The organism is Methylorubrum suomiense, from assembly GCF_022179765.1.
Classification (GTDB): Bacteria; Pseudomonadota; Alphaproteobacteria; order Rhizobiales; family Beijerinckiaceae; genus Methylobacterium; species Methylobacterium suomiense.
In genome coordinates this window covers 88,006-111,665 of sequence record NZ_BPRE01000007.1, presented here as the reverse complement: position 1 = coordinate 111,665, position 23,660 = coordinate 88,006, and the positions used below count along the sequence as shown (strand labels likewise).

Here is a 23,660-nt window from a genome sequence, read left to right as displayed (position 1 = left end):
TAAAATCGCCACGCATGGCTTTAGCGTTATATTGAGCTCACACGATTTGACTGTGACCATATCGGGCAGCTGAGAAGAAGTTTCCGCGCTCGCCAGCCGATTCGATGTGGACACGGTTTTCATTAATTGGCCATAACTCTGCAATTATTCACTCAGAAACTCTGCGTAATTTTGCCTCAAACTCGAATAAGCTTATCTAGTTCGAATTAGTTCTAAAGATCTATCCGATTCGGGCTCTGCGTGTAGGAGGGCGGATCTGAATTTCATGTCTGCTACGCGGAGAGCGGTGCGAACGGTCGCGCCCTTACGGCTCATAAAGCTGCCGGTCACCGGGCATGAGCCGGGGCATCAACACTCAATCGACACAGGTTTGGAAGGCTACACGGTCGATTGGCCTGTGGAACACGAACGAGGTCATGAACCAGATAAAACGCAAATTTATCATGAAGTTGTTTGTTTCCGGGCCTGCGACCAAATTTTGCTGGCTCAGGAAAATAGCGATCACATCATTGTGACTTGGTACGGGGGCGAACAAATATTGATTTTCAGCCATCTTGCAGCCGGAAACTGCTCAGGTTTCGGTTTCAAGCGGGGGAGCGATGTCTGTCGATGCGGCGACGAAGGGCCATTTGATGGACTTAACTGCGAGTATTGTCGGCAATTATGTGTCCAACAACACAATTGCGACGATACAAATGTCTGAATTTATATTGGATATTTATGCAACCTTGGCTTCAATTGTGCAAAGTGATCCAGCCATAGCAAAGCCCAATACGCCGAGCAAACCGACCAAAACTCAAATCCAAACTTCGATCACCCCAGAGGCAATTATTAGTTTTATCGATGGCAAACCATACAAGTCGCTCAAACCGCATCTCAATGCGAATGGGTATAATGCCGACTCATACCGCGATCACTACGGCCTACCGTCTGACTACCCAATGGTTTCTCCACATTACTCGGAGAAGCGCTCGAAAATTCGAACCAAAATAAAAACTCGGTAGTATGCTTTAAATGCAATGTCGAATAGTTTTATTGAATAGCTCAATAAATACCGGGACAATTGTCAAATGTCTGTGCCTCAATGCAACTTATATTTACGATCTGAATTTGCAAAGAATTCTCGAACGGTAAATTATCGTCATATTTGAAGCACCTGCGGTGAAGTCGAAGTCGTCAGCAAACCGTAACGCTTCAAGCCTAGTGGAAGGCGGCGAAACTTTCAGACGCTGTTCAACGCTCCAGCATGCTCTCAAGATTCAGGAGCGGCTCCGAAAAGTCGCTCCCAGGTTCTCTATTGAGCCGTTGCTATCCTACAATCAGGTTTCGACTGTTTCGACAATGGCGTTTAGGCCCTACGACGGTTGAAGTCGAGTACCGTCAGAAATCCACCGACGCCGATAGGATGAAAGTTCGGGGCGCGCCGACGGCGAGAAACCCGCGGGCGGCGGACGCCCAATATTTCTCGTCGAGCACATTTCTGACCGTGGCCCGCAGGACCACCGGCTTACCGTTGACGCCCTCGAACGTGTAACGCAGTCCCGCATCAAACCGCGTCCAGTCCGGCACTGTCTGTCTGTTGGCCTGATCGAAGTACACCCCACTCGTGTAGATTGCCCGGCCCGTCAAGGTGAGCCCCGGCGCCAACCACGGCGGCAGGTCGAGTTCGCCGTAGAGGTTGAATGTCGTGCTGGGGACACCGGGCGCGATATTGCCATTGAAGTCCGGTACCCCGTTCTTGTCCTTGTCCTCGGTGTTGACCAGCCTCGCATCGATGAAGGTCACGCCGCCGAGCAGCCTCACGCCGGGCAGGGGCTCTCCGAACAGGTTGAGTTCGAGGCCACGGTTCCTCTGGAGACCGCTGACGGTGAAGGTTCCGGCATCGTTGAACGCGTTCGGCTGCTCGATTTCGAACAGTGCGGCCGTGACGGCATAGGTGCCGAAATCGTACTTCGCACCGATCTCCTTCTGCTGACTCACGACAGGGGGAAACACTTGACCTGGATTGGAGACGCCCGTGCTCGGTGCAATTGGTCCTTCCGTGAGAGCCTCGATGTAATTGCCGTAGAAGGAGAGATTGTCGAACGGGCGGAGCACCAGGGTGATGGCCGGGCTGAACCGGCTTTCGAGATAGTTGGTCGAGAGGCTCCCCTGAGTTGCGACCGGTCGGGTGACGTAGCTCTTCAGCCCGACCTCTTGATAGCGGCCGCCCAAGGTCAGGAGGAAGCGATCATCGCCACCGAAGGAGAGCGTATCGGCCACGGCGACGCTCCGAACGGTGAGATCGTTGAAGAGCGGTTGCTGGCCGGATCGCGGAAGGCCGAAAGTCGCGACCGAACCGAATGGAAGATAGTTCGGCTCGTAGATATTTGTCGTGAAACTTGGAAGCTTCGGAGGGAAGTAGCCTCTCGAGTAATTCTTATTATTGGCTTCGGTGGCAGAGACACTGAGCTGATGGCCGATGAAGCCGGTTTGGAAATTGGAGCGGAGGCCCACTTCCCCGGTCAGCCCATGCAATTGGATGGGAGCGATAGCGAAAGTATTGGTCGCCCGCCCGTTCGAGTTCGTGATCAGATAGTACGAGCTGAGGGAATCCTCGCTGTAGCGACTGATACCTCCCGCTGCGTAGAGCGTGGTATCGGGCGTCAGGTCATATTCGACGCGACCCACCGCCATATTGTATCGGCTGTCGTTGAATTCGAAGCTGCTCGCGGTGTTGCGCCGATTGGCGGGATTGCGGGGGATGCGGATATCCGCCACCGCTGAATTGAAAAGGGACGTCGGGGCGGTGATGTTCTGCCGGCTATGCACCAGATCGAGCGAGGCCCGGACCCGCTCGCCGCGGTAGTCGAGTCCGAGCGCTGCGACCCCGACCTCGATCTCGTTCTTGTCGAGCGCCGTGGCTCCGTTCCGGTACGCACCGTTGAAGCGCACGCCCCACTCCTTGAACGTGCCGAAGCGTCGGCCAAGGTCGGCATGCGTCCAGATCTGCGCGTCGCTGATATACGTGGTCGTGAGCCGGGCGAGGGGCTCGTCGAGGGCACGCTTGGGAACGAGATTGATCGTACCGCCGATCCGGCCGATGCCGCCGCTCAGAAGGGCTGTGGGCCCGAGCAACACTTCGACCCGCTCGATCCCCTCGACGAAATGGCGACGTGGGCTGACGAGGTAGAACAACCCGTCGAAGGCGGTATCGAGATTGGTCACCGAGTAACCGCGGATGAAGTAGGAGTCCCGCTCGCTGAAGGCCGGCGCATCACTGCGGACGGAAGGATTGTTCAGCGTGACGTCGCCGATGGATTGGGCCTCCTGATCCCGGATCAATTTCTCGGTATAGCCGGTGACGCTGAACGGCGTCGTGAGCACCGAGCGGTTGCCGAGCATGCCGAGGCGGGTCCCCGTGGCGACCTGCCCGCCGGCATAGGGGGCGGGCGGCTGACCGATGGTGCCGGACCGCGGCGGCTGACCAGTCGTGACCGTGTTGCGGCCTCGGGCATCGCCTTCGACCCGCAATTCATCGAGTCGCACCGAGCCGACCGGGTCCGGGCCGAGTTGCGCGTAGCGCGGATTGACCAAGGTGATCGTCGTCGCGCCGGCCGGCCGATAGGTCAAACCCGTCCCCTTCAGCAGCTTGGCCAGCGCATCGATGGGGGAGAACTCACCGTCGAGGCCCTCGGTCTCCAACGTTGCCGTCAATTCGGTTGGGTAGACCAGTTTCACGCCCGCCTGCTCGGTGAAGGCGACGAGGCCGTTCTCCAACGGTCCCTTGGGGATGGTCAGATGGACGCTGCTCCGCTCCCCAACCAGGCGCTCGGCCGGCGGGCTGGGTTGGGCCGCGACCGCCTGAGCCATCGCCCCAAACGACACGCCAGCGAGGGCGATCGCCGCCACCCGGCTCCGTGAAACTATGCTGATCTGCGCTGCCATGTTCTTGCCCCTCGATCGGTCGGGGCGGGCGTTTCGCGCGCTCTTGCCCCGTTACGGACCAAGATCAACGAGCTCGCGATCTCCTGACGTCGGCGGCAGATTTTTTTTCGCGCTCCCTCAGAAAGGCGCGCCGACCAGGACCAGCAACGGAGATACGCGATGGAGGGAGACCCCCATCGTGGCAGCGATCACCGCAAGGGCGTCGTCCGTGTCACGGGTGTCGAACGCTCCGGTCACACGCCGCTCACCGAGGCGGCGGTCGAGGAGGAGGATACGCCCATGGCGATAGCGACCGAGTTCAGTCAAAACCGCGGAGAGCGGCTGACCGGCGAAGAGAAGCCGATTCTCACGCCAAGCCATGCTGCGCTCCACATTCGCTGCGGCTGCGGTCAGGGAGGCGTCGCTACCGCGGTGAACGGCTTCGCCGGCCGATACCAGCGAGCGGCGACCCGCCTCGCCGACTTCGACACGGCCCTCTGCGACGCCGACCGGCTGATCGGTGCCGTCGGCGCGCACGAAGAAGCGCGTCCCCACGGCCCGCGCGCTCAATCCTCCGGCCTCGACCGTGAAGGGTCTGCGAGGATCCGACACAACATCGAAGTTGGCCTCGCCGCGGAGCAGCGAGATCCGGCGCTCTTGGGGCGTGAAGCGCACGATCAGAGCCGTATCGGTATTGAGGTCGATGCGGCTGCCATCGGGAAGCATCGCGTGCGTGATCTCGCCAACACCGCTCCAGAGATCGGCCCGCAGCCGATCCACGAGACCGTACCGATCGGCCAATATCCCGCCGAGCGCGGCGGCGAGAGCGATGCCGGATACGGTTTTGGTCACCCGTCGTCTGAGCAGCCGTCCTGCGGCTTTGTCGGAGCCGGACTTGGCTTCGGGCAGCTGCCCGAGCCTGTGCCAAAGGGCGTCCATCTCGTCGTAGGCATCCGCGTGCAGCGGATCGGCCGAGCGCCAGACTTCGAACGCGGCCCGGTCGGCCGCGGTCGCGTCCGCTGACGACAGACGGGCAACCCACCCGGCGGCCTCCTCGAAGACCGGATCGTCGGATTCGACTCCGCTCCCTTCGGTCTGCTCGTTGCCGGCCACGGCCGTTCCCCCGGTTCGCGCCGTCTGCCAGGCGATGCGCTTCTCTGCTTTAGATCAACGAAGCGCCGAACTCCTGAGGCCTTGCCTTCAAAAAAGTTCCGATTGCCGAGCTCGGCAGTGCAGAAGCGCCTTGATGAGATGCTTCTCGACCATGTTTCGCGAGATGCCCAGGCGAATCGCGATCTCCCCATTCGCGATGCTCTCGAAACGGCTCAGCAGAAACACCTCACGGCAGCGCGGCGGCAATTCATCGATGGCGAGGGCAAGACGCTTCAATTCCTGACGGGCGATCACCTGCCGTTCCGGAACAGCCAAGCCGTCGACGGCGTCCGCGAGATCCACCTCACCGTTGTCGCTGAAGAGGCAACGTTCGAGCCGATGGCGGTTGCGCGTTCGCAACGCGACATTCCGGGCGATCCGAAAGAGGAGCGCCGAGGGATGCTCGACATGGGTGCGCGACAAGGCCGCGATCATGCGCAGGTAGGTTTCCTGCGTCGCATCGGCGGCATCGACGGGGTTGCCCAGCATGCGCAGGAGGAAGCGCTGCAGCTTCAACCCTTCCCGGCGATGAAGAGCATCGACCGATACTCCGCTCATGACTCCAATCCTGTCGGTGACGGACCTCCTGGCCGCTCAACGCCGTGACGCATCGCCGATCGTCAGACAAGACAGCTCAAATCATGCCCGGATTTTAGGGCGCTTCTAAACAAGGCAAGCTTCAAAGATAAGATACTGGGCGCAATATAGGAAATAGCTTGATTTGAATTGATCGAAATTGCTGCGGCCCGAAATCCGCTTGCTCTTTCCGGAACAGTTGCGTTTTTGCGACAGGCATAGATCGCAGCTTCACAATCTGAAATATATAAATTTTACGACAAATATAAACTATCAATTTGTGTTTTATTTGATGTTAGACATGCGCATTCGATCTATCGCGAGCTTCAATCAATGCGGATTTAGAAAATATTAATATAAAATATCTTCATATCTGAGGGTATTATTCGAAATTATATTCATACTTCCTTAATACCGTGCGCATCAGATCTGAATTTAATTTGTTTCTATGTCATATATATCTGCAATACAATATCAATACCGATATTTCTCATACATTATGTTACTAATCAATCGACTTGAAAAGCATGAAAATATTAAACCAACACATTTATACCAAATTTGCCCGCCAATGCTACAAGTTGCCGTTTAAGATTGGTTCTAGGGAAATATATTACCGATCATCATGGCACGCCCTGATTTCGAAAGATTCACAAGCGACACAATTACATCAGGAATCAAAGCGACCTTTCGCGACAAAAAAGGGAAGATGCTCTGAACAGCTTGGCCGAGCAAAGACTGAAAGGCGTTCACCGAATGTTTGCAAGCGCTTGCCGCTCAAAACGGAAGCGCAGTGCCGCGCAAAAAGGGCTGCAACGAATTTGTGATCGACTGGGTTAATGCCTAGCTCAGGCGAACCGGCTCGAGCGACAGGAGAGCCATCGATGTCCGTCACAACCATTCTGCTGATTTTGCTCATCCTCCTCGCATTCGGCGGTGGTGGTTTCCTCGGCGGCGGCGCTTATCGGGGTCCCGGCTTCGGCCTCGGCGGCATCCTGCTCATCATCTTGATCGTGCTCCTGGTAACCGGCAGGATTTGAGGCAGATTCCCGCGATCTACAGTGGCCTGATCGCTCTATTGGCGGTCTTGTCGGATTGAGGATGCGGGTCGTCCCTCCCAGCTACGGCCGGGAGGGACGTTGCCGCTTGATGGGTTCCGGAGCCAGCCTCGGTGCCACGGGAACCTGGCGATGAGCCGGACCCGGCATCAGAGGCACCGGTGCTGTTCGATGTGCCTGAGCGGCTCTTTTCGCCCGCCGATGGCGCGCTGCCCGATGCGCCGGGCGTTGAACCCGAGCCCGCATCGTTCGCACCCGTCGCGTTGGCCGTGCCTGAGCTGCTAGCCCCAACCGATTCTGATCAGGAGCTTGAGCGGCCGGCAGCAACTTGCGCGACCGTTGCGACCAGAGGCAGACCTGCGAACGGTGCTACTGTCATCCCCATTCAGTTTCTTATCTTTGATGCCTGCTGGCGACTGTATAAGTTCAGCCGAACGCGGCCGTTCAAAAACGTAAGAATTAATCAAACCGCTATATTCCGAGGGTTATGGTACAAAACGATCAATCACGCCGTCGATATAGATTATATATACTTATCAATAATTCAATCAAGGCCGATTTCAAAGCAATCGCTCGAATATTGGACGTCATGTCGGAATTTTAAACGCGTTAATATTGCGCGGAAACTCTTCGTTAAATAGCTTGCACCCTTCATTCATCGACATATTCCAACAGAATCCATCACCGCGCCGAGTATAAAGATGCGTTACAAAATGACATCCAAGCGAGGCGTGACGACCACTTACCTTAACAAATTCTTCACGACCACCGTTCAGACTCTCCGCATCCTGAGCGATCCCTCACCCTTTGCCGGGGTCATCGACCAATCGTGCGAAGGTCGATGCTGAACGGATGACGAGGATCCATGTTGCGCATCTTGATGACGATCCTCGCATTGTCGCCCATCGCGCAGGCACAGGCTGAATTCCGCGCCTATGCCCCTTATCGGGTTGCCTATCGGCAACCGACTGCCGCACTCGTAACAGATAGTCCGGAAGCCGAAGCTCCCCCAGACCCCGTGCGCGAGGCGGCCAAAGCGCAACAGGAAGCTTTCGATCGAAAGATTGCGGACAGCAGCGATCGGGCCGTGAAGTCGATCTGTTCACGCTGCGCAGATCCTCAAATCTCCGTCGCATCGGCATCGCCACGGCAGCGTCAGGCGCGCGCACGCGTCAATGCGGATGGGGTGATGATCGCAAATCCCGGTCTGGCCCCCCTCGACTGAGTGGATCTCTGAAGATCCTCTCTCGCCATAGCGCGCAGCGGGTTCTGGATGGGGTGAACCTTCGCATCTAAGAGGGAGCGGGAATTGTCATGGTTCATATCCCGACAGTCATCGGCCTCGCCCCTGTGAACCCATAGGCAGCACGGGACCGCGTCACAAAAGGGTCAAGCTCGCGCAGCACCCTCTGCCTTCCGTTCGGTCGGCAGAATGTACGGGATACGGGCATGACGGTTCGTCGGACCATTAGAGGCAGCACCCACGGGTCGCTGCATCAGGCGAACAAATTTCTGCGCTTCCTTTCGGTCCTTCTCATTTCGACAATTGGCCTCGGGATCTTCCAAACCCCTTGCGCATCGGATTCGGACGACGATGCGGATCGCGAGGAACGGGTCGTGTTTCGCCACTACGTCTGACCGAGGGGAGGGACCGCCGGCGCATCGGCGCTTCCTCGATTTCGGCGCGATTGGCTGAGATGAATCGCGCAAACACATCATCCGCGCGACGGATTTCATGAACCTACAGCCCCCGACCGCCCTGATACGGCGAAGCCAGACGGATATCTATCTGCAGGTCCTCAACGCATTGATCCTCCGGGACATGCGCAGTCGCTTCGGCGGTTCGTACTGGGGCTATCTCGTCCAGATGCTGTGGCCGGTCGCCCACGTCATCCTCATCGTCGGCATCATGGTGTTTCGTGAGGTGCCGTCACCGATGGGCGATTCGACGATGCTCTTCGTTGCATCGGGTGCGTTTCCCCTTTTGGCTTTCAAGTATATCTCGCGCGAGATGATGAAGGGATATCTGGTCCACAAGAGTCTCACGTGGTTCCCTCAGGTCAAACGCATCGATACGATGGTGGCCCGTGCTGTCGTGGAGATCTGCAGCAGTTTCATGGGCTTCGGTGTCATCTGCCTCTTCCTGCTGGCATTCGGCGTCGATCCGATCCCGGTCGACATCACGACCGCCATGACGGGTTATATCGCCGCCATCGCCCTCGGAATTTCCGTCGGCACCGTCAATGTTGGGATTGTTTCGATTTTCCCGCCTTGGCAGATCATCTACATTCTTGTTGTTCTGCTCGTGTATTTTTCCAGCGGGTTGATGTTTGTTGCCGCCTACATGCCGGAGCAGATCTATTCGCTGATGAGGTGGAACCCGTGCGTACAGATCGTCGAATGGGTCCGCCTGGGCTATGAACCGAGCCTCCCGATTCAAATTGATTATCTGTACATTCTCGGCTGGATCTTCGGCAGCCTCACCGTCGGCCTGTTGATGGAACGGTACGTCATGGAACGGTGAAACGACGGCCGGGACGCTCCGTCAAACCAGACGGAGCGGGCGGCCGGGTGTGAGGCCGAGTCTCGCGGCGACATTCGAATTGAGCACCTCACCGGTGATCTCGGCGATGTCGGACAGGCTGAGATCGGCGACCATTGCGGCCATGGCCTGTCCCGAACTCGGGGCAAGGACGGCAAAGCGGGTCGGGGCCTTGTTAGGGCTGGAAACGCGGATGACGTAGGTCCGCACTGCCGAGGCTCCATGTCGGAACGGATGGTTCGATGTGACCGCCGGCTTCGCGCACAGCGTGTGCAAAGCCATTGAGCCCCGAACGTCTCACATCCCGCGAAGCCCCGATAAATAACAAAGAGCAAGGCGATCCGCTGAGAACGCACACTCGTTGGAGCGGGTGAGCGGCAGACCAAACCTGTTGCCTCGAAGAAACAGCAGCGGCTTTCGGCCTTCGAGCCGATTGGTTGGAAAGCCTCCCGGGCCGACATGGGAGGGGGGCATGGCGATCGTCACGACATGCGCCGTGAACGACCCTTGGCCTGTCAGGATCTCATCGCAACCGAGAGGGTCCCAGCGCGGCACAGGTGGCGTGCCTTCAGGCCATCCCGCTTCTTAACGCTCGAGAAGTCCCGCCGACGAACACGCTGATCGGGCCGTTCGATCTGCCTGAAAGCAGGCGTGCCCCCCGCAAGGCTGGCGGGCGGCACGCTTCTCGTTCGACTGGGCGATCTACCAAGCCACCGTATAAGCGACCTCGAACGAACGGGGCCGTCCGAGATACCAGCTCGTGTTCATCCCGCCGGCGGCACGGCCATCGACGGCATAAACCGTATCGAGCAGGTTGAAGACCCGGAACGACAAGCGGGAAGACGGGGTGACCTGCCGATCGAGGCCGAGCGTCACCAAGGTATAATCCGGCCTGCGGGCGAGGTTGGCGAAATCGCTGAAGACTGCGCCGACATACTGCACCCCGACCCGAGCCTCCCAATCGCGGGCGAAGGCCCAGTTGACCCAGAGATTGGCGACCTGCTCCGGCACGTTGATGGGACGGTTTCCGGCGAAGGAGACGCCACCCTGACTGAAGGCATCGTATTCAGCGTTGAGCAAGGCGAGATTGGCATCGACGCGCAATCCAGGCGCGGGCAGCCAGGACAAGGCGGCCTCGGCACCGTAGGAGGATTGCTGGCCGACCTGGACCGAGACCGTAGGCCGAGCGGGGTCGTTCGAAATCAGGTTGTCCTTGACGATGCGGTAGCCGGCCAGCGTCCACTCGACGGCGCCGCCGAAGGCGAGCCCCTTCGCCCCGACTTCGACTTGGCGACCGGTAGAGAGTTCGAAGCCCGCGAGCGATTGCGAGAGCGAGATCAGGCTGTTCACCGGGTCGGTGGCGGTGGCGTATTGCGCGTAGAGCGTCGTGTCGGGCGCCACCGCGTAGACGAGGCCGAAACGATAGCCGAGGGCGCGGAACGAGCGCTCGAAGGACGTGCGGTTCAGCAAATTGACCCGCGACAGGTGCGGGGCATCGAAGCGCACACCCGCCAGAAACGACAACCTTTCGGTCAGTTCGAGCCGGTTCTCGGCAAAGACGGACGCTTGGTTCGTGCTTGTGGCGTAAGCCGGGACCGCCCGACCATTGGCGGGGAAGAACCCCGGATCGTATCCGATCAGCGGGACGCTCGTGGGCGTCTCCACGAAGTCGCCGCTGAAGTTGTTGGTATGGCGGAACGCGATATGGTTCACATCGAAGCCCGCCGTGAACTGGTTCGCCAACCCGAAGGCCGAGCCCCGGACCGTCGCATCGAAGCGATTCCCGATCTGTTCCTGACTATGGTAGATTTCGAGATAGTCCGACCGATCGACCAAGCCGGTCGTCGGGTTGTAGGCGGTCTGCTCCACATCGAACCAATGGCGGCGGCTCTGTAAACGGTAGGCCGTGTTGCGGACGGTGATATCGGCGGACGGCGTCCATTCGGTGCGGAACTGGGTCCAGTTGTCGTTGTAGGTGATCTTGGAATCGCGGACGTTGTAGTTGTTGAAGCGCACGGCATCGAGCACGCGCCCATTCACCAGCGGCGTACCCCAGTAGCGGGTCGGCTCCTGGTAGCCGAGGTCGTGGCTCACAGTGAAGGTAAGGTCGGGCGTCGCCCGCCAGGTGAGGGCGCCAGAGATCGCGAGATTGCGGAACTCGCCATTCGGCGAGATCCAACCATCGGCGCGGTTGCCGCTGATATTGAGGCGGTAGGCCATCGACTCACCGATCGGCCCGGTCGTGTCGACCGCCGCACGAGCCAGCCCGTCGGAACCGAGGCCGACACGGGCGACTTTGAGCGGCGTGAAGAGCGGCTTCTTCGAGACGACATTGACGATCCCGCCAATCGCCCCCTCTCCGTAGAGCACCGAGGCCGGCCCGCGCAGGACCTCGATGCGCTCGACATTCCACGTGTCGAACGGGAAGGTCAGCGTATTGGCCCCAACATAGAGCCGCGTGCCGTCGAACAGCGTCTGGATCGAGTTCTGCCCGGCGAAGCCTCGCGCGGTAAAGGCGCCGATGCCGAAGCCGGGCGAGCCGAAGGCAGTGATGCCCGTGCCGTTCTGCGAGACGGCCTCCAGCACGGATGATTGACCGCGCAGCCGGATGGTTTCCCCGGACACGATATCGAGGCTGGCCGGTGTCTCCAGAGGGGTCAGGCCCAGCCGGCTCGCGCCGCGCGACGGCGTGCGAAGATTGAGCCCGACCGGTGAGGCCTGGGTCAGGCTCGGCTTGCGCAGCAGGGCGGCCGCCTCCGCACCGACGGCGTCGGCGGGCGCATTGGCCGGAATGCCGGCGATCGCGATCTCGTCGAGGTGGGTCTCGACGGGTGCCGCGACCTGGGACTTTGCGGCCAAAGGAAGAGACGTGGAAAGAGCAGCAGAGAGGGCGGCGAGGAACGGCCTCGCTCGGCGGCCTGCGGGATAGGACATGATGGCAACAGCCTCGGACGGCAACAATGGCACGTCACCGCGAACGAGGCCGTGGCACGAACTCGCGCCTTAGCACCCGCCGAGGCACCCCGCCCAGCGCGTTTCGCGTGTGACCACGGCGGACGGCAGGTCTCCTGGCTCGCGGGTCGCCGCCCCCCATCGTCTTCCCAGGCGAGGCGCCAAGTGACGTGGTGATGGGGAACTCTCCGCTCACAGTTGCGGGGGCAGCCGCGGGTTCGGGACCGATCCCTCACCGCGTTCCCTTTTGATCCCTCGCGGGAACCGTCTAGTATTAGACTAAAAGGCGTGGGGCCCGGTGGTCAACTGAATTTGAACAGGTTTCAGGGGATTTCCCGTGGATCATCAAATCCATGGTATCGCGCACTGGACAAGAAAAAAGGCCGCCCCAATGGAGCGGCCCGAAGTCTAGGGAGGAAACGCCCAAGAAGGGCAACGGGACCGCGACGCCATCGCGATCTCGCATGCAGATCAGTCTCACGTTGCGCTGCACAAAACAATCCGGGAGTGATGATCGCAGCTATGCACCACATGCATGATGGGGAGGGTCGCGGCTGCCCCCACGCGTCGTGATGAGCGCGCGAAACGGCGGGTCGTCCCACCCGGCGCAGGATGGACATCTCATTTCGCGGCCGAGGAACGGAAGCACCTTTGATCACCGCACGCAAAGGCCCGGTGTATTGCCGAATTTGTGCGCATGATCGGCACCGGATGGATGGTGCCGCCTGATTTGATTGTTCTCGAATGCGAATTCGTGATTGAAAAGTGATTGGATCGATGCCGATCGCAGCTTTTACCTCACAAATCAGTGGAGCGAGCACAAACACGTGACGCGCCCAGGGTTTCAGTCCCGCAAAGTTGCATAAGCTTTGCTTAGGTTCGGAAGCGACGAATCCGAGGCCCCGACGATCATGCGGATATCAGCACTTCTTCCCGTTCTCCTCTCGACACTCCCATCTCCGGCGGAGTTGATGGCCATGGAGTCTCATATCGCGGCGGTCGAGTTCTCCGTTGCGGCCGATCAACTGATCGGCGAGCGCGTGACCCTCGAAGATTGCCATCTCGTGTTCGCCACGGAGAGCGAGGCGACCTGTCTCGGTTTCACCCCGCAGCCGGTCGCGGCCGAGGCAACGGCTCCCCTACGCCGGGTGCTGATTCGGCTGGCGGATGTCGGCGAACTCGCACAGCGGCAGGCCCGGGGCCTGTGCGAGGGCGGGGCGCTCGATGAGGCCTGCCATGTCAGTGTGTCCGGCGTGGTCGAAGATCAGTCGAGCGATTTCGGCGTCAGCGACCGGCACGTTCTCGGCTTGCGCGAGGGGACGATCCACTGGCCGGATTGACCGGTTCGTCTCGCCTTCGCCGATGGGAAACCCACTCAAGGCCCCGGCGTTGACGGGCCAGGGAGTTCCATCATGACCATGCGCATTCTGCTCGCTGCGGCTCTCGGCGCCACCGTTGCAACCGCAGCCACAGCCCAAACGCCGCAGACCGGGACCGGCGGCGGTCCCACCTCGACCGTCACGGCACCGAACACCTCCGCCGTTGGACGGACCATGCCCCCCGCCGGCGGTGGGCTGGATCGGATCGATCGCAGCGAGTCGCGTTCGATCGAGCGGGAATCCCGCACCGAGCGGCGGAACGACAAGATCGATACCGGCATTTGTATCGGCTGCGATAAGTAGCCGGCCGTTCCGTCGACCGGTTACTCCGACCAGCGCAGCGACGCCGCAGCGGCCAGGGTGCCGATCACCCCCGCGATCAGGCTGAGCGCGCCGAGTACGGCGAGGGGGGTCGTGAACGGCACGGTGCCGCCGAGCGCCGCCTCCGTCGCCGACACGCCGAAGATGAGGGTCGGAATCATCAAGGGCAGCACCACGATCGCCAGGATCAGGCCCCCGCGACGGATGGTGGCGGTGAGGGCCGCCCCGACCGCGCCGATGAAAGCGAGCGCCGGTGTGCCGATCAGCAAGGTCAGGGCCGTTGCACCCATGGCCGTCGGCGAGAGCGCGACCAGCAGGCCGAATAACGGGGCGCTGAGCGCCAGCGGCAGACCGGTGGTCAGCCAATAGGCGGTGACCTTGGCGAGCACCACGAGTTCCAGCGGCACCGCGGCGCCCGTCATTAGGTCGAGGGAGCCGTCCTCCTCATCGGACTGGAACAGGCGGTCGAGGCCGATCAGGGTCGCCAAAACCGCGGCCAGCCACAGGATCGCCGGGCCGATCCGCGACAGCAGGTTGAGATCGGGACCCAGCGCGAAGGGCACCATCACGACGATCATCAGGAAGAACACCAGCGAGAGTGCCCCCGAACCGCCGACGCGGGCAGCCAGCCGGAGATCGCGGGCGAGCAGCGCCGAGAAGGCCCGCATCATGCCCAACTCTCCTCGATCCGCTCGTCGAGCACCTGTTCCGCCGTGGCCGGACCGATCCGCAATTCACGGGCATCCTCCAGTCCAAGCGCCTGATGCGTCGCGGCGACGACGAGACCGCCCTCCGCCCGGTGTCGGCCCATCATCGCGGCGAGCACATCCTGGGAAGCGAGATCGAGTGCGGCGGTCGGTTCGTCGAGCAGCCAGAGCGGGCGGCGGCAGACGAGCAGCCGGGCGAGGGCGACGCGCCGCCGCTGACCGGCCGAAAGGTAGCCTACCGGCAGCCGCGCCACGTGCGGGAGCCCCATCGCCGCGAGGGCCTCGCCCGGCGTCAGCTGCGCGTCGCCCAGAAGGTCACGGGCGAAGTCGAGATTCTCCTGGGCGGTCAAAGCGGATTTGAGGCCGTCGCGATGGCCCACGACGTGCAGGCATTCGGGGAGACCCGCGTCGCCGATATCCTCTCCACGGATCGTCCCCGCATCGGGTTTCAAACGGCCGGACAGCATGGCGAGTAGGCTCGATTTCCCCGCGCCGTTGCGGCCCGTGATCATCAGGGCCTCGCCCGGTCCAAGGGTGAACGAGAGCCCGGAGAAGATGCGTCGACCGGAACGCCGACAGGCGAGGTTCTCGACGATCAGCCGCACGGATTGCCCTGTGACGCCACGCGTCCATCCTCCGACCGCACGGAACGACCCAGCGGAAACGGGAACCCGATAGCCTAATGCGCGGCGAGAGGCGAACCGCGCCGCTTTCGCGTCGACGATCGCAAGGGCCCGGGCCGGTGGGGGCCTGACCCAAGGCGGATATTCAGCCCGATGCCGCGACCCCGTCCCAAAGGTGGCGAGGACCGAGGGCGATCCGGCATCCGTCGCCGACCGTGCGCCGCTGAAAGAGCATCACGCTTGCATCAGGTGCGAACACGGGCCGCATGCGGGTGGCTCGTCGGTGACTGCTTCAGGGCACCGCCGACGAAGGCATCTTAAGGGGACGTTACCCGCCGCAGACTGAGGTCTCCGTTTCAATCATGGGACGGCGTCACTGCCCGCGTAAGAGGCAGTAGCGGCCAATTTCGAAACGTTCTATAGACCGGGCAGGCTGCGCCGCGCGATTTTCTCAGGGCGTCCAATTCGCCCCTCGCGCACCATCCTGAGTGTCCTCTCGGGCACTCTTCCCGGGCGCCCCCGGGGCGGCGCGCGCTCGTTAGAGCGCATACGGCCGAACACCTCTCGTGGCGCAGGTTATGCCTACGCCGTGTTCGACAACGCCAGCTTCAGGATGAGACCCGCCGTGGCATCGCTCGACAGTTTCAAAGCCCGCCAGACGCTTCAAGTCGCGGGCAAGACCTACACCTATTACTCGATCCCCGAGGCGCAGAAGAACGGCCTGGCCGACGCCGCCGCTCTCCCGTTCTCGATGAAGGTGATCCTCGAGAACCTCCTGCGCTTTGAGGATGACCGCTCGGTCCGCAAGGGCGACATCGAGGCGGCCGTCGCGTGGCTCGACAACAAGGGCAAGGCCGAGACCGAGATCGCCTTCCGCCCCTCCCGCGTGCTGATGCAGGATTTCACGGGCGTCCCCGCGGTGGTGGACCTCGCGGCGATGCGCGACGCCATGGCGGCGCTCGGTGGTGACCCGCAGAAGATCAACCCGCTGGTGCCGGTCGATCTCGTCATCGACCACTCCGTGATCGTCGACGAGTTCGGCACCCCGAAGGCGCTCGCGGACAACGTGGCGCTGGAATACGAGCGGAACGGCGAGCGGTACACCTTCCTCAAATGGGGTCAGTCCGCATTCCGGAACTTCTCGGTCGTGCCGCCCGGCACCGGCATCTGCCATCAGGTCAACCTGGAGTACCTGTCGCAGACGGTGTGGACGCGGTCCGAGGACGGCGCGGACGTCGCCTATCCGGACTCGCTCGTCGGCACCGATTCGCACACCACCATGGTCAACGGCCTGGCCGTGCTCGGTTGGGGCGTCGGCGGCATCGAGGCCGAGGCCGCGATGCTCGGCCAGCCGCTGTCGATGCTGATCCCCGAGGTCATCGGCTTCAAGCTGTCGGGCAAGCTGCCCGAGGGCACCACCGCGACCGACCTCGTGCTCACTGTGACGCAGATGCTGCGCAAGAAGGGCGTTGTCGGTAAGTTCGTCGAATTCTACGGCCCCGGCCTCGACGACATGGCGGTGGCCGATCGCGCCACGATCTCGAACATGGCCCCGGAATACGGCGCCACCTGCGGCTTCTTCCCGATCGATCAGAAGACCATCGACTTCCTCAAGGTCACCGGCCGCGACGACGACCGCATCGCCCTCGTCGAGGCCTATGCCAAGGCGCAGGAGATGTGGCGCGACGCAGAGACCCCGGACCCGGTCTTCACCGACACGCTCGAACTCGACATGGGCACCGTCCGCCCGTCTCTCGCCGGCCCGAAGCGCCCGCAGGACCGGGTCCTTCTCGACGCCGCCAAGGCCGGCTTCGCCGACGCCATGGAGAAGGAGTTCAAGAAGGCTGCCGACATTTCCAGCCGCTACGCGGTGGAGGGCACCAATTTCGACATCGGCCACGGCGACGTGGTGATCGCGGCGATCACCTCCTGCACGAACACGTCGAACCCGAGCGTGATGATCGGCGCCGGGCTGCTGGCCCGCAACGCGGTCGCCAAGGGCCTGCGCTCGAAGCCGTGGGTGAAGACCTCGCTCGCCCCCGGCTCGCAGGTGGTGGGCGAATACCTCGACAAGTCGGGTCTGCAGGAGAGCCTCGACGCCCTCGGCTTCAACCTCGTCGGCTTCGGCTGCACCACCTGCATCGGGAATTCGGGTCCGCTCCCAGCCCCGATCTCGAAGGCGATCAACGACAACGACGTGGTCGCGGCGGCCGTGCTCTCGGGCAACCGCAACTTCGAGGGCCGCGTGAACCCCGACGTGCGGGCCAATTACCTCGCCTCGCCGCCCCTGGTCGTCGCCTACGCGCTCGCGGGCTCGCTCCAGATCGACATCACCACGGAGCCGCTGGGCCAGGGCTCCGACGGTCAGCCGGTCTACCTCAAGGACATCTGGCCGTCCTCGGAGGAGGTGAGCCGCTTCATCGAGGAGAACATCACCTCGGCCCTGTTCAAGAGCCGCTACGCCGACGTGTTCGGCGGTGACGACAACTGGAAGGGCGTCGAGGTGACCGAGGCCGAGACCTTCGCCTGGGACGGCGGCTCGACCTACGTGCAGAACCCGCCCTATTTCGAGGGCATGGAGATGAACCCGGCTCCGGTGAAGGATATCGAGGGCGCGCGCATCCTCGGCCTCTTCCTCGACTCGATCACCACCGACCACATCTCGCCCGCGGGCAACATCCGCGCGGCCTCGCCCGCCGGTGAGTATCTGCAGTCGCACCAAGTCCGTGTGCAGGACTTCAATCAGTACGGCACACGGCGCGGCAACCACGAAGTCATGATGCGGGGCACCTTCGCCAATATCCGCATCAAGAACCAGATGGTGAGGGACGAGAGCGGAAACGTCGTCGAGGGTGGCTGGACGCTGCACCAGCCCGATGGGGAGAAGATGTTCATCTACGACGCCGCGCAGAGATACGCGGCGGAGAATACCCCGCTCGTCATCTTCGCCGGCAAGGAATACGGCACCGGTTCGTCGCGCGACTGGGCGGCCAAGGGCACCAAACTCCTCGGCGTGCGCGCGGTGATCGCGGAGAGCTTCGAGCGCATTCACCGCTCGAATCTCGTCGGCATGGGCGTGGTGCCGCTGGTGTTCCAGGGCGAGACCTCTTGGCAATCCCTGGGGCTCAAGGGCGACGAGACCGTCACCATCAAGGGCCTGGAGGGCGAGTTGAAGCCCCGCCAGACCTTGACCGCCGAGATCACGTCGGCCGACGGCTCGACGAAGGAAGTGCCGCTGACCTGCCGGATCGATACCCTCGACGAGCTGGAATATTTCCGCAACGGCGGGATCTTGCCCTACGTGCTGCGTTCGCTCGCGGCCTGAGGACGACCCGTCGATCGGGGCGCTCCTGAGCGCCCTGGAAATAGGCTTCTCCCGAAAGGGAGGGGCCTTTTTCGTATCGGCGCGCTATGTCGTGGCGTGGCAGGACTCGGAGACACGGCACGCATGATCTTGGAAATCGCGCAGATCGACGTGAAGGTGGGATCGGAGCCTGCCTTCGAGGCCGGCATCACTCAGGCCGCGGAGATTTTCCGCGCGGCGAAGGGCTGCCGCAGCTTCACGGTGCGTCGCTCCATCGAGAAGCCGCAGCGCTATCGCCTGCTGATCACGTGGGACACCCTGGAGGCCCATACGAAGGACTTCACCGGCTCTCAGGCTTGGAAGGACTACCGCGCGCTGGTCTCCGACACCTTCGAGAGCCCGCCCCAAGTCGAGCACACCGAACTCGTCCTCGAGGCGTTCTGAGCGGAAGAGGGGAAACGCGCTGATGAAGATGTATGGCAATTGGCGCTCGGCGGCGGCCTTCCGCGTGCGCATCGCGATGAACCTCAAGGGTATCGCCTACGAGGAGATCTTTCTCGATCTCGACGCGGGCGAGCAGTTCAAGCCCGACTTCCTGGCCATCAATCCGCAGGGCGCGGTCCCTGCTTTGTTCGATGGCGATGGCCCGCCTCTCACGCAATCGCTCGCGATCCTCGATTACCTCGAGGAGACACAGGGCGGTATGAAGCTCCTGCCAGCCGATCCACGGGAGAGGGCGCGCGCGCGTTCCCTCGCGCAGGTCGTCGCCTGCGACACGCACCCCCTCTACGTCCCTCGGGTGCGCACCTTCCTGATGGAGCATTACGGTCTGCCACGGGAGAAGATGCTCGACTTCCTGCGCAACGCCTTCACAACCGGCCTGAACGTGCTGGAAAAGCGACTCTCGACCGAGGCCGGCACCGGTCGTTACTGCCAGGGCGATGCGGTGAGTCATGCCGATCTCTGCCTGATCAGCCTCTGGGTCGGCACTGGCATCTTCGGCATCGACACCGCGCCCTATCCGACGGTCAAGCGCATCGCCGAGGCTCTGCTCGCCCTTGATGCCGTCGCCAGGGCTCACCCCTTGCGGCAGCCCGGCGCACCGGCGCAATAAGACCACCACCTGTCCGCCCCGCGCCCCACCCGCGCACGGTTGGTGTGGGCCGTTGCAGGATTGCTGGTGTAAGATCATTCCAAACTGGCAAAAGGGCCGTCCGCGAGGCGGCCCGTTCGTGGAGTGGGGCGAGGATGGTTCCGAGCGAGTCGGTCACCGATCTGCACAAAATCGTCGTGGTGGGGGGAGGGGCGGCCGGGCTGGAATTGGTGACGGCGCTGGGCAACAAGTACGGCAAGTCCGGCAAGGCCCATGTCACCCTGGTGGACCGGGCCCGCACGCATATCTGGAAGCCGCTCCTGCACGAGGTGGCCGCCGGCTCGCTCGATGTGGGCCATCACGCCGTCGACTACCTGCACCACGCCCACGCCAACCACTTCCGCTACCGCATCGGCGAGATGACCGGGCTCGACCGCGAGCGCCGTGTGGTCCAGTTGGCTGCCAGCACCGATAGCGAGGGACGCGAGGTCACCCCGGTCCGCTCGATTCCCTACGACACGCTGGTCATGGCGGTGGGCTCGACCACCAACGATTTCGGCACCCCCGGCGTGCAGGAGCATGCCATCGCGCTCGACACGCAGGAGCAGGCGGTGCGCTTCCACCAGCGCCTCGTCAACGGCATGCTCCGTGCCCACACGCAGGCGGGCCCGGTCCGTCCCGGGCAGCTTCACGTTACAGTGATTGGCGCGGGCGCGACCGGCACCGAGCTCGCGGCGGAGTTGCATCGCACGACCCGGGAGGTCGCCCAGACCGGCCTTGATCGGATCGATCCGGCGAAGGATCTCAAGATCACCCTGGTCGAGGCCGCCGACCGCATCCTGCCCGCGGTCCCGGCCCGACTTTCCTCCGAGGTGATGACGCTTCTCAGCAAGATCGGCGTCGAAGTGCGGGTGAAGGCCCGCGTGACCGAGGTGCGGGCCGACGGCGTTCAGCTGGCCGATGGCGGCTTCATTCCGTCCGAGCTCGTCGTCTGGGCTGCGGGCGTGAAGGGCGCGGGTTTCCTGAAGGATCTCGGCGGCCTCGAGACCACCCGCAACAATCAGCTCGTCGTGACCCCGACCCTCCAGACCACCCGCGACCCGGACGTGTTCGCCATGGGCGACTGCGCCTATCTCGTCGAACAGGGTTCGGACACGCCCATTCCGCCCCGCGCCCAGGCCGCCCATCAGCAGGCCGCCCATCTGTTGAAGCAGATCCCCAATAAGATGGCCGGCAAGCCGCTCAAGCCGTTCAAGTATCGCGACTTCGGTTCCCTGGTGTCTCTGGGCGAGTACACCACCGTTGGAAATCTGATGGGGTTCATCCAGGGCAAGAACATGTTCATCGCCGGCCTCTTCGCCCGGCTGATGTATCGCTCGCTCTACAAGATGCACGAGACGGCGGTGAACGGCTTCTGGAAGACCAGCCTGGACGCGCTCGCCCGTGCGATCACGCGCCGGACCGTGGCGCGGGTGAAGCTGCACTGATCCTGCGCAAGACGGAGGTTGTGGCCGGCCATTCAGCGCAGCGGCACGATCGAAGCGGGCGCTCCCAAGAGGGCGGGATCGACACGCGCTTGAAGCGTGATGGGCCGCGCCTCATCTTCCTGTCCGGCCGGCTCGCGTGAGGATGGCCGGAAGGAGATGCCATGGTCCTGATCAGCGTGATGTACCCGAGCGACAGCGGCACCCGCTTCGACATGGGGTATTATCTCAAGAGCCACATGCCACTGGTGAGCCAGCGTTGGTCGTCCAAGGGGCTGCACGACTACACGGTGCTCAAGGGCGTTGGCGCACCGGATGGGGGCGCTCCGGTCTATCAGGTGGTAGCCAATCTTCGCTTCGAATCCGCCGACGCCTTCAAGAAGGCGGCCAGCGAGGACGGTCCGGAAATCTTCGGCGACATCCCGAACTTCACGGATTCCCAGCCGGTGGTTCAAATCAGCGATTTCGCCGAGTAAGCGATTGCCCGGGCCGTCCTCACGGCCCGGGCAGCGTGTTTGAAGAGGGAAGGGCGCCGATGATCGACATCATCAAGCAATTGCAGGAGGCGAACCCCGCCCTCGGCACGACGATCATCGTTCTGCGCGCCGATTCGCGGGCACTCGACGGCACCGATCGGCTGACGCCCGAGGCGCAGGCCTGGATCGACGCGAATGCGCCCGACGCGCGTCTCTCGCAGGAAACCGTGTTGCTCGCGCCCTATCCGGGCGGGACACCGTCCGAGCGGCGCGTCACGGTTCTGGCCTTCTCCGATTCCCGGCAGCTTGCCGCCTTCGCGACGGCCTGGACCGTGGACCCGATCGAGGAAGAGGATGCCGCCTGAGGCTGTCGCTCGTTCGGCCGGCCCCGTTTCTTAAGGGTCGGCTCGATCGAGTGTGGCCCGTCTTTTCCGAGACCGAATGCGCGACGGATCATCCGTCGTCCCGGATCGGACATCCGGGACGACGGTGAGGCGCGCTCAGACGATTTTCTCGGCAGCCAGGATCATGTCCTTCATCGCGGCCGTGGCCGCCTTGTAGGCGGGGGTGCCGACGTCCCAATTGCCCTGGGCGATGGCTGTCACCATGCGCGCGGCTTCCTCGTGAGCCTTGGCCTCGGCCGTCAGGAATGCTTCGATCGCCGCCGAAGGAGCGGAGCCACCCTTTGCCGCTTCCGCAGCCCGCTTGGCCGCACGGCCCCGCAGGGTCGCAGAGGCCTGATCGGCGGGGGAGAAGCCGACGAGGATCGTGGCGAGCGCCCGCTTCCACTGGCCGATATCGGCCGGCAGCCGCACCAGTTCGTAATGGTCGATGCCGACGGGCTCCTCCAGCCCCTTCTGCGCGAGCGCCTCGGCCTTGGCGAGCCGGCTCGTGATGCTGTCGATTTCGGTGCGGGTCTTGGCCGCCTTCTCCGCAATGCTCTGAACGCTGCCCGAAATCTCCGAGGTGGCGCTGCGTTGCTGGCCGAGGGAGGCGGCGAGCGCCGCGTTCATCTCGCTGGTCTGAGAGATGCGCTCGGCTGCGCCCTCGACGCGCCCACCGAGTTCCTCGACGACCGTGCTGCCGGACGCCACGGCGGCGCGGCTCTCTTCGACCGCCTTGGCGATCTGGCCCATCTCACCCTGGAGGGTGTTGAGCCAAGTGCGGATCTGCTCGGTGGAGCGGGCGGTCTGGCCGGAGAGCGACTTCACCTCCGCGGCCACCACGGAGAAGCCGCGCCCCGCCTCGCCGGCGCGGGCCGCCTCGATGGTGGCGTTGAGGGCCAGCAGGTTGGTCTGGCTGGAGATCGTCGCGATGGTTCCCGCCATCGTGCCGATCTCGGCGATCGCGTTCTGAAGCAGCTTCAGCCGCTCGTCGATCTGGTGGGTGCGGTCACGGATCGCATCCATGGCGGCGCGGGCGTTGCGCACATCCGCCGTGCAGCTCGCCATCGCCTCACGGGCGGCAAGCGCGCAGGCTCCGGCCGATTCCGACGTATCCGAAACCTCGGCGATGGAGGCGACCATCTCCTCGATGGCGCTGGCGATGGTCTGCGTCGATTGTGCGACCTCGCCGATATCGTAGGTAGTCCAGCCGATATTGATCGCGGCTTCGGACGCTTCCTTGGCGACGGAGGCCAGATTCGTTCGTTCGGCCTTGAGACCGGCGCTGCGAGCCCGATTCAGCCCGTCGAGGGCCGTACCGACCGGCGTACCGGCAAGGGCAGGCTCATCGACGCGACCGCTGGTCTTCGTCAGCCGCTCGATCGCCGCCACGAGGCGCGCATCATCGGGCAGTGTACCGGATTGGCGTTCCGGGACCGGCGGCGTGACGGTGCCAGCATCGCGGCGGAACTTGAGTGGCAGCATAGGAATCCCGGTTACTTCGCCATCCCGGGTCGAGCCGGGACGACGGATCGTAAAAGGACGATGAGCCGCTCGGGTCGGACGCTCGGTGCGGCTATCGTCCGCTGGCCGATACAGTGTCAGCGCGTCGTTAAAATTCGATTTCCGAAATTCATCTGGGATATTCTGTCAGCTGCCTTGGGCACACAACCCTCGCCTGCATAATCACGTACAATCCTTGCG

Annotated in this window: 20 protein-coding genes and 1 riboswitch; of the genes, 12 read left to right on the top strand and 8 right to left on the bottom strand. The window is 62.6% G+C overall.

The genetic code is table 11. The features are described 5' to 3' along the window. Positions 1 to 554 precede the first annotated feature (554 nt). Positions 555 to 1,004 carry a Ros/MucR family transcriptional regulator gene (locus MFF26_RS12680; protein WP_238308078.1) on the top strand — a complete coding sequence of 150 codons (450 nt, stop codon included), beginning with the start codon at positions 555 to 557 and terminating at the stop codon, positions 1,002 to 1,004. 376 nt (positions 1,005 to 1,380) lie between these two features. On the opposite strand, the gene MFF26_RS12675 is transcribed toward MFF26_RS12680, so the two are convergent. The 3 genes from MFF26_RS12675 to MFF26_RS12665 all read right to left on the bottom strand — a co-directional run bounded on the left by MFF26_RS12675 (position 1,381) and on the right by MFF26_RS12665 (position 5,616). Beyond that, positions 1,381 to 3,927, bottom strand: coding sequence for a TonB-dependent receptor (locus MFF26_RS12675; RefSeq protein ID WP_171015445.1), 2,547 nt, complete (start codon positions 3,925 to 3,927; stop codon positions 1,381 to 1,383). 117 nt (positions 3,928 to 4,044) lie between these two features. Next, positions 4,045 to 5,019 carry a FecR family protein gene (locus MFF26_RS12670; RefSeq protein WP_137828856.1) on the bottom strand — a complete coding sequence of 325 codons (975 nt, stop codon included), beginning with the start codon at positions 5,017 to 5,019 and terminating at the stop codon, positions 4,045 to 4,047. An 87-nt stretch (positions 5,020 to 5,106) separates the two neighbouring features. After that, positions 5,107 to 5,616 (bottom strand): RNA polymerase sigma factor, encoded by a 510-nt coding sequence (locus tag MFF26_RS12665; RefSeq protein WP_137828855.1) that lies wholly within the window; start codon positions 5,614 to 5,616, stop codon positions 5,107 to 5,109. A gap of 902 nt (positions 5,617 to 6,518) precedes the next feature. Between MFF26_RS12665 and MFF26_RS12660 the strand changes: the two genes are divergently transcribed. The 3 genes from MFF26_RS12660 (at position 6,519) to MFF26_RS12650 (ending at position 9,216) form a co-directional block, all read left to right on the top strand. After that, positions 6,519 to 6,674 (top strand): DUF3309 domain-containing protein, encoded by a 156-nt coding sequence (locus tag MFF26_RS12660; protein ID WP_091943448.1) that lies wholly within the window; start codon positions 6,519 to 6,521, stop codon positions 6,672 to 6,674. A gap of 883 nt (positions 6,675 to 7,557) precedes the next feature. Then, the gene (locus MFF26_RS12655) at positions 7,558 to 7,917 is read left to right on the top strand and encodes a hypothetical protein (protein ID WP_137828854.1); all 360 of its coding nucleotides are present in this window, start codon (positions 7,558 to 7,560) and stop codon (positions 7,915 to 7,917) included. A gap of 510 nt (positions 7,918 to 8,427) precedes the next feature. Next, positions 8,428 to 9,216 carry an ABC transporter permease gene (locus MFF26_RS12650; RefSeq protein WP_137828853.1) on the top strand — a complete coding sequence of 263 codons (789 nt, stop codon included), beginning with the start codon at positions 8,428 to 8,430 and terminating at the stop codon, positions 9,214 to 9,216. Between the two features lie 21 nt (positions 9,217 to 9,237). On the opposite strand, the gene MFF26_RS26480 is transcribed toward MFF26_RS12650, so the two are convergent. Both MFF26_RS26480 and MFF26_RS12645 read right to left on the bottom strand, forming a co-directional pair. Further along, on the bottom strand, positions 9,238 to 9,360 hold the full coding sequence (locus tag MFF26_RS26480) for a hypothetical protein (RefSeq protein WP_283207402.1): 123 nt from the start codon (positions 9,358 to 9,360) through the stop codon (positions 9,238 to 9,240). 576 nt (positions 9,361 to 9,936) lie between these two features. Further along, complete coding sequence (locus MFF26_RS12645) at positions 9,937 to 12,168, bottom strand: TonB-dependent receptor (RefSeq protein ID WP_137828851.1); 2,232 nt, start codon at positions 12,166 to 12,168, stop codon at positions 9,937 to 9,939. A 107-nt stretch (positions 12,169 to 12,275) separates the two neighbouring features. Beyond that, positions 12,276 to 12,470, bottom strand: a riboswitch (cobalamin riboswitch). Positions 12,471 to 13,163: 693 nt separating this feature from the next. Between MFF26_RS12645 and MFF26_RS12640 the strand changes: the two genes are divergently transcribed. Next, positions 13,164 to 13,526 carry a hypothetical protein gene (locus MFF26_RS12640; protein ID WP_137828850.1) on the top strand — a complete coding sequence of 121 codons (363 nt, stop codon included), beginning with the start codon at positions 13,164 to 13,166 and terminating at the stop codon, positions 13,524 to 13,526. A gap of 72 nt (positions 13,527 to 13,598) precedes the next feature. Then, positions 13,599 to 13,868, top strand: coding sequence for a hypothetical protein (locus tag MFF26_RS12635; RefSeq protein WP_137828849.1), 270 nt, complete (start codon positions 13,599 to 13,601; stop codon positions 13,866 to 13,868). 20 nt (positions 13,869 to 13,888) lie between these two features. Here MFF26_RS12635 and ccmB read toward each other — a convergent pair whose 3' ends face one another. Together ccmB and ccmA are read right to left on the bottom strand one after the other, a co-directional pair. Further along, positions 13,889 to 14,557, bottom strand: coding sequence for a heme exporter protein CcmB (ccmB, locus tag MFF26_RS12630; protein WP_137828848.1), 669 nt, complete (start codon positions 14,555 to 14,557; stop codon positions 13,889 to 13,891). Continuing rightward, entirely contained in the window at positions 14,554 to 15,198 is a 645-nt protein-coding gene (gene ccmA / locus MFF26_RS12625; RefSeq protein WP_137828847.1) for a heme ABC exporter ATP-binding protein CcmA, read from the bottom strand. Before ccmA ends, ccmB begins: the two co-directional genes overlap by 4 nt. Before the next feature lie 643 nt (positions 15,199 to 15,841). Between ccmA and acnA the strand changes: the two genes are divergently transcribed. From acnA to MFF26_RS12595, 6 genes are all read left to right on the top strand, one after another. Continuing rightward, positions 15,842 to 18,541, top strand: a complete 2,700-nt coding sequence (gene acnA, locus MFF26_RS12620; protein WP_137828846.1) for an aconitate hydratase AcnA — start codon at positions 15,842 to 15,844, stop codon at positions 18,539 to 18,541. A gap of 123 nt (positions 18,542 to 18,664) precedes the next feature. Continuing rightward, on the top strand, positions 18,665 to 18,964 hold the full coding sequence (locus MFF26_RS12615; RefSeq protein ID WP_137828845.1) for an antibiotic biosynthesis monooxygenase family protein: 300 nt from the start codon (positions 18,665 to 18,667) through the stop codon (positions 18,962 to 18,964). A 22-nt stretch (positions 18,965 to 18,986) separates the two neighbouring features. After that, positions 18,987 to 19,634, top strand: a complete 648-nt coding sequence (maiA, locus tag MFF26_RS12610; RefSeq protein WP_137828844.1) for a maleylacetoacetate isomerase — start codon at positions 18,987 to 18,989, stop codon at positions 19,632 to 19,634. 134 nt (positions 19,635 to 19,768) lie between these two features. Continuing rightward, on the top strand, positions 19,769 to 21,100 hold the full coding sequence (locus tag MFF26_RS12605; RefSeq protein WP_137828843.1) for an NAD(P)/FAD-dependent oxidoreductase: 1,332 nt from the start codon (positions 19,769 to 19,771) through the stop codon (positions 21,098 to 21,100). 161 nt (positions 21,101 to 21,261) lie between these two features. After that, a complete protein-coding gene (locus MFF26_RS12600) occupies positions 21,262 to 21,573 on the top strand; it encodes an EthD family reductase (RefSeq protein WP_137828842.1) in 312 nt (103 codons plus the stop codon). A gap of 59 nt (positions 21,574 to 21,632) precedes the next feature. Continuing rightward, complete coding sequence (locus MFF26_RS12595) at positions 21,633 to 21,938, top strand: hypothetical protein (protein ID WP_137828841.1); 306 nt, start codon at positions 21,633 to 21,635, stop codon at positions 21,936 to 21,938. A 135-nt stretch (positions 21,939 to 22,073) separates the two neighbouring features. On the opposite strand, the gene MFF26_RS12590 is transcribed toward MFF26_RS12595, so the two are convergent. Further along, on the bottom strand, positions 22,074 to 23,441 hold the full coding sequence (locus tag MFF26_RS12590; RefSeq protein ID WP_238308077.1) for a methyl-accepting chemotaxis protein: 1,368 nt from the start codon (positions 23,439 to 23,441) through the stop codon (positions 22,074 to 22,076). Positions 23,442 to 23,660 lie beyond the last annotated feature (219 nt).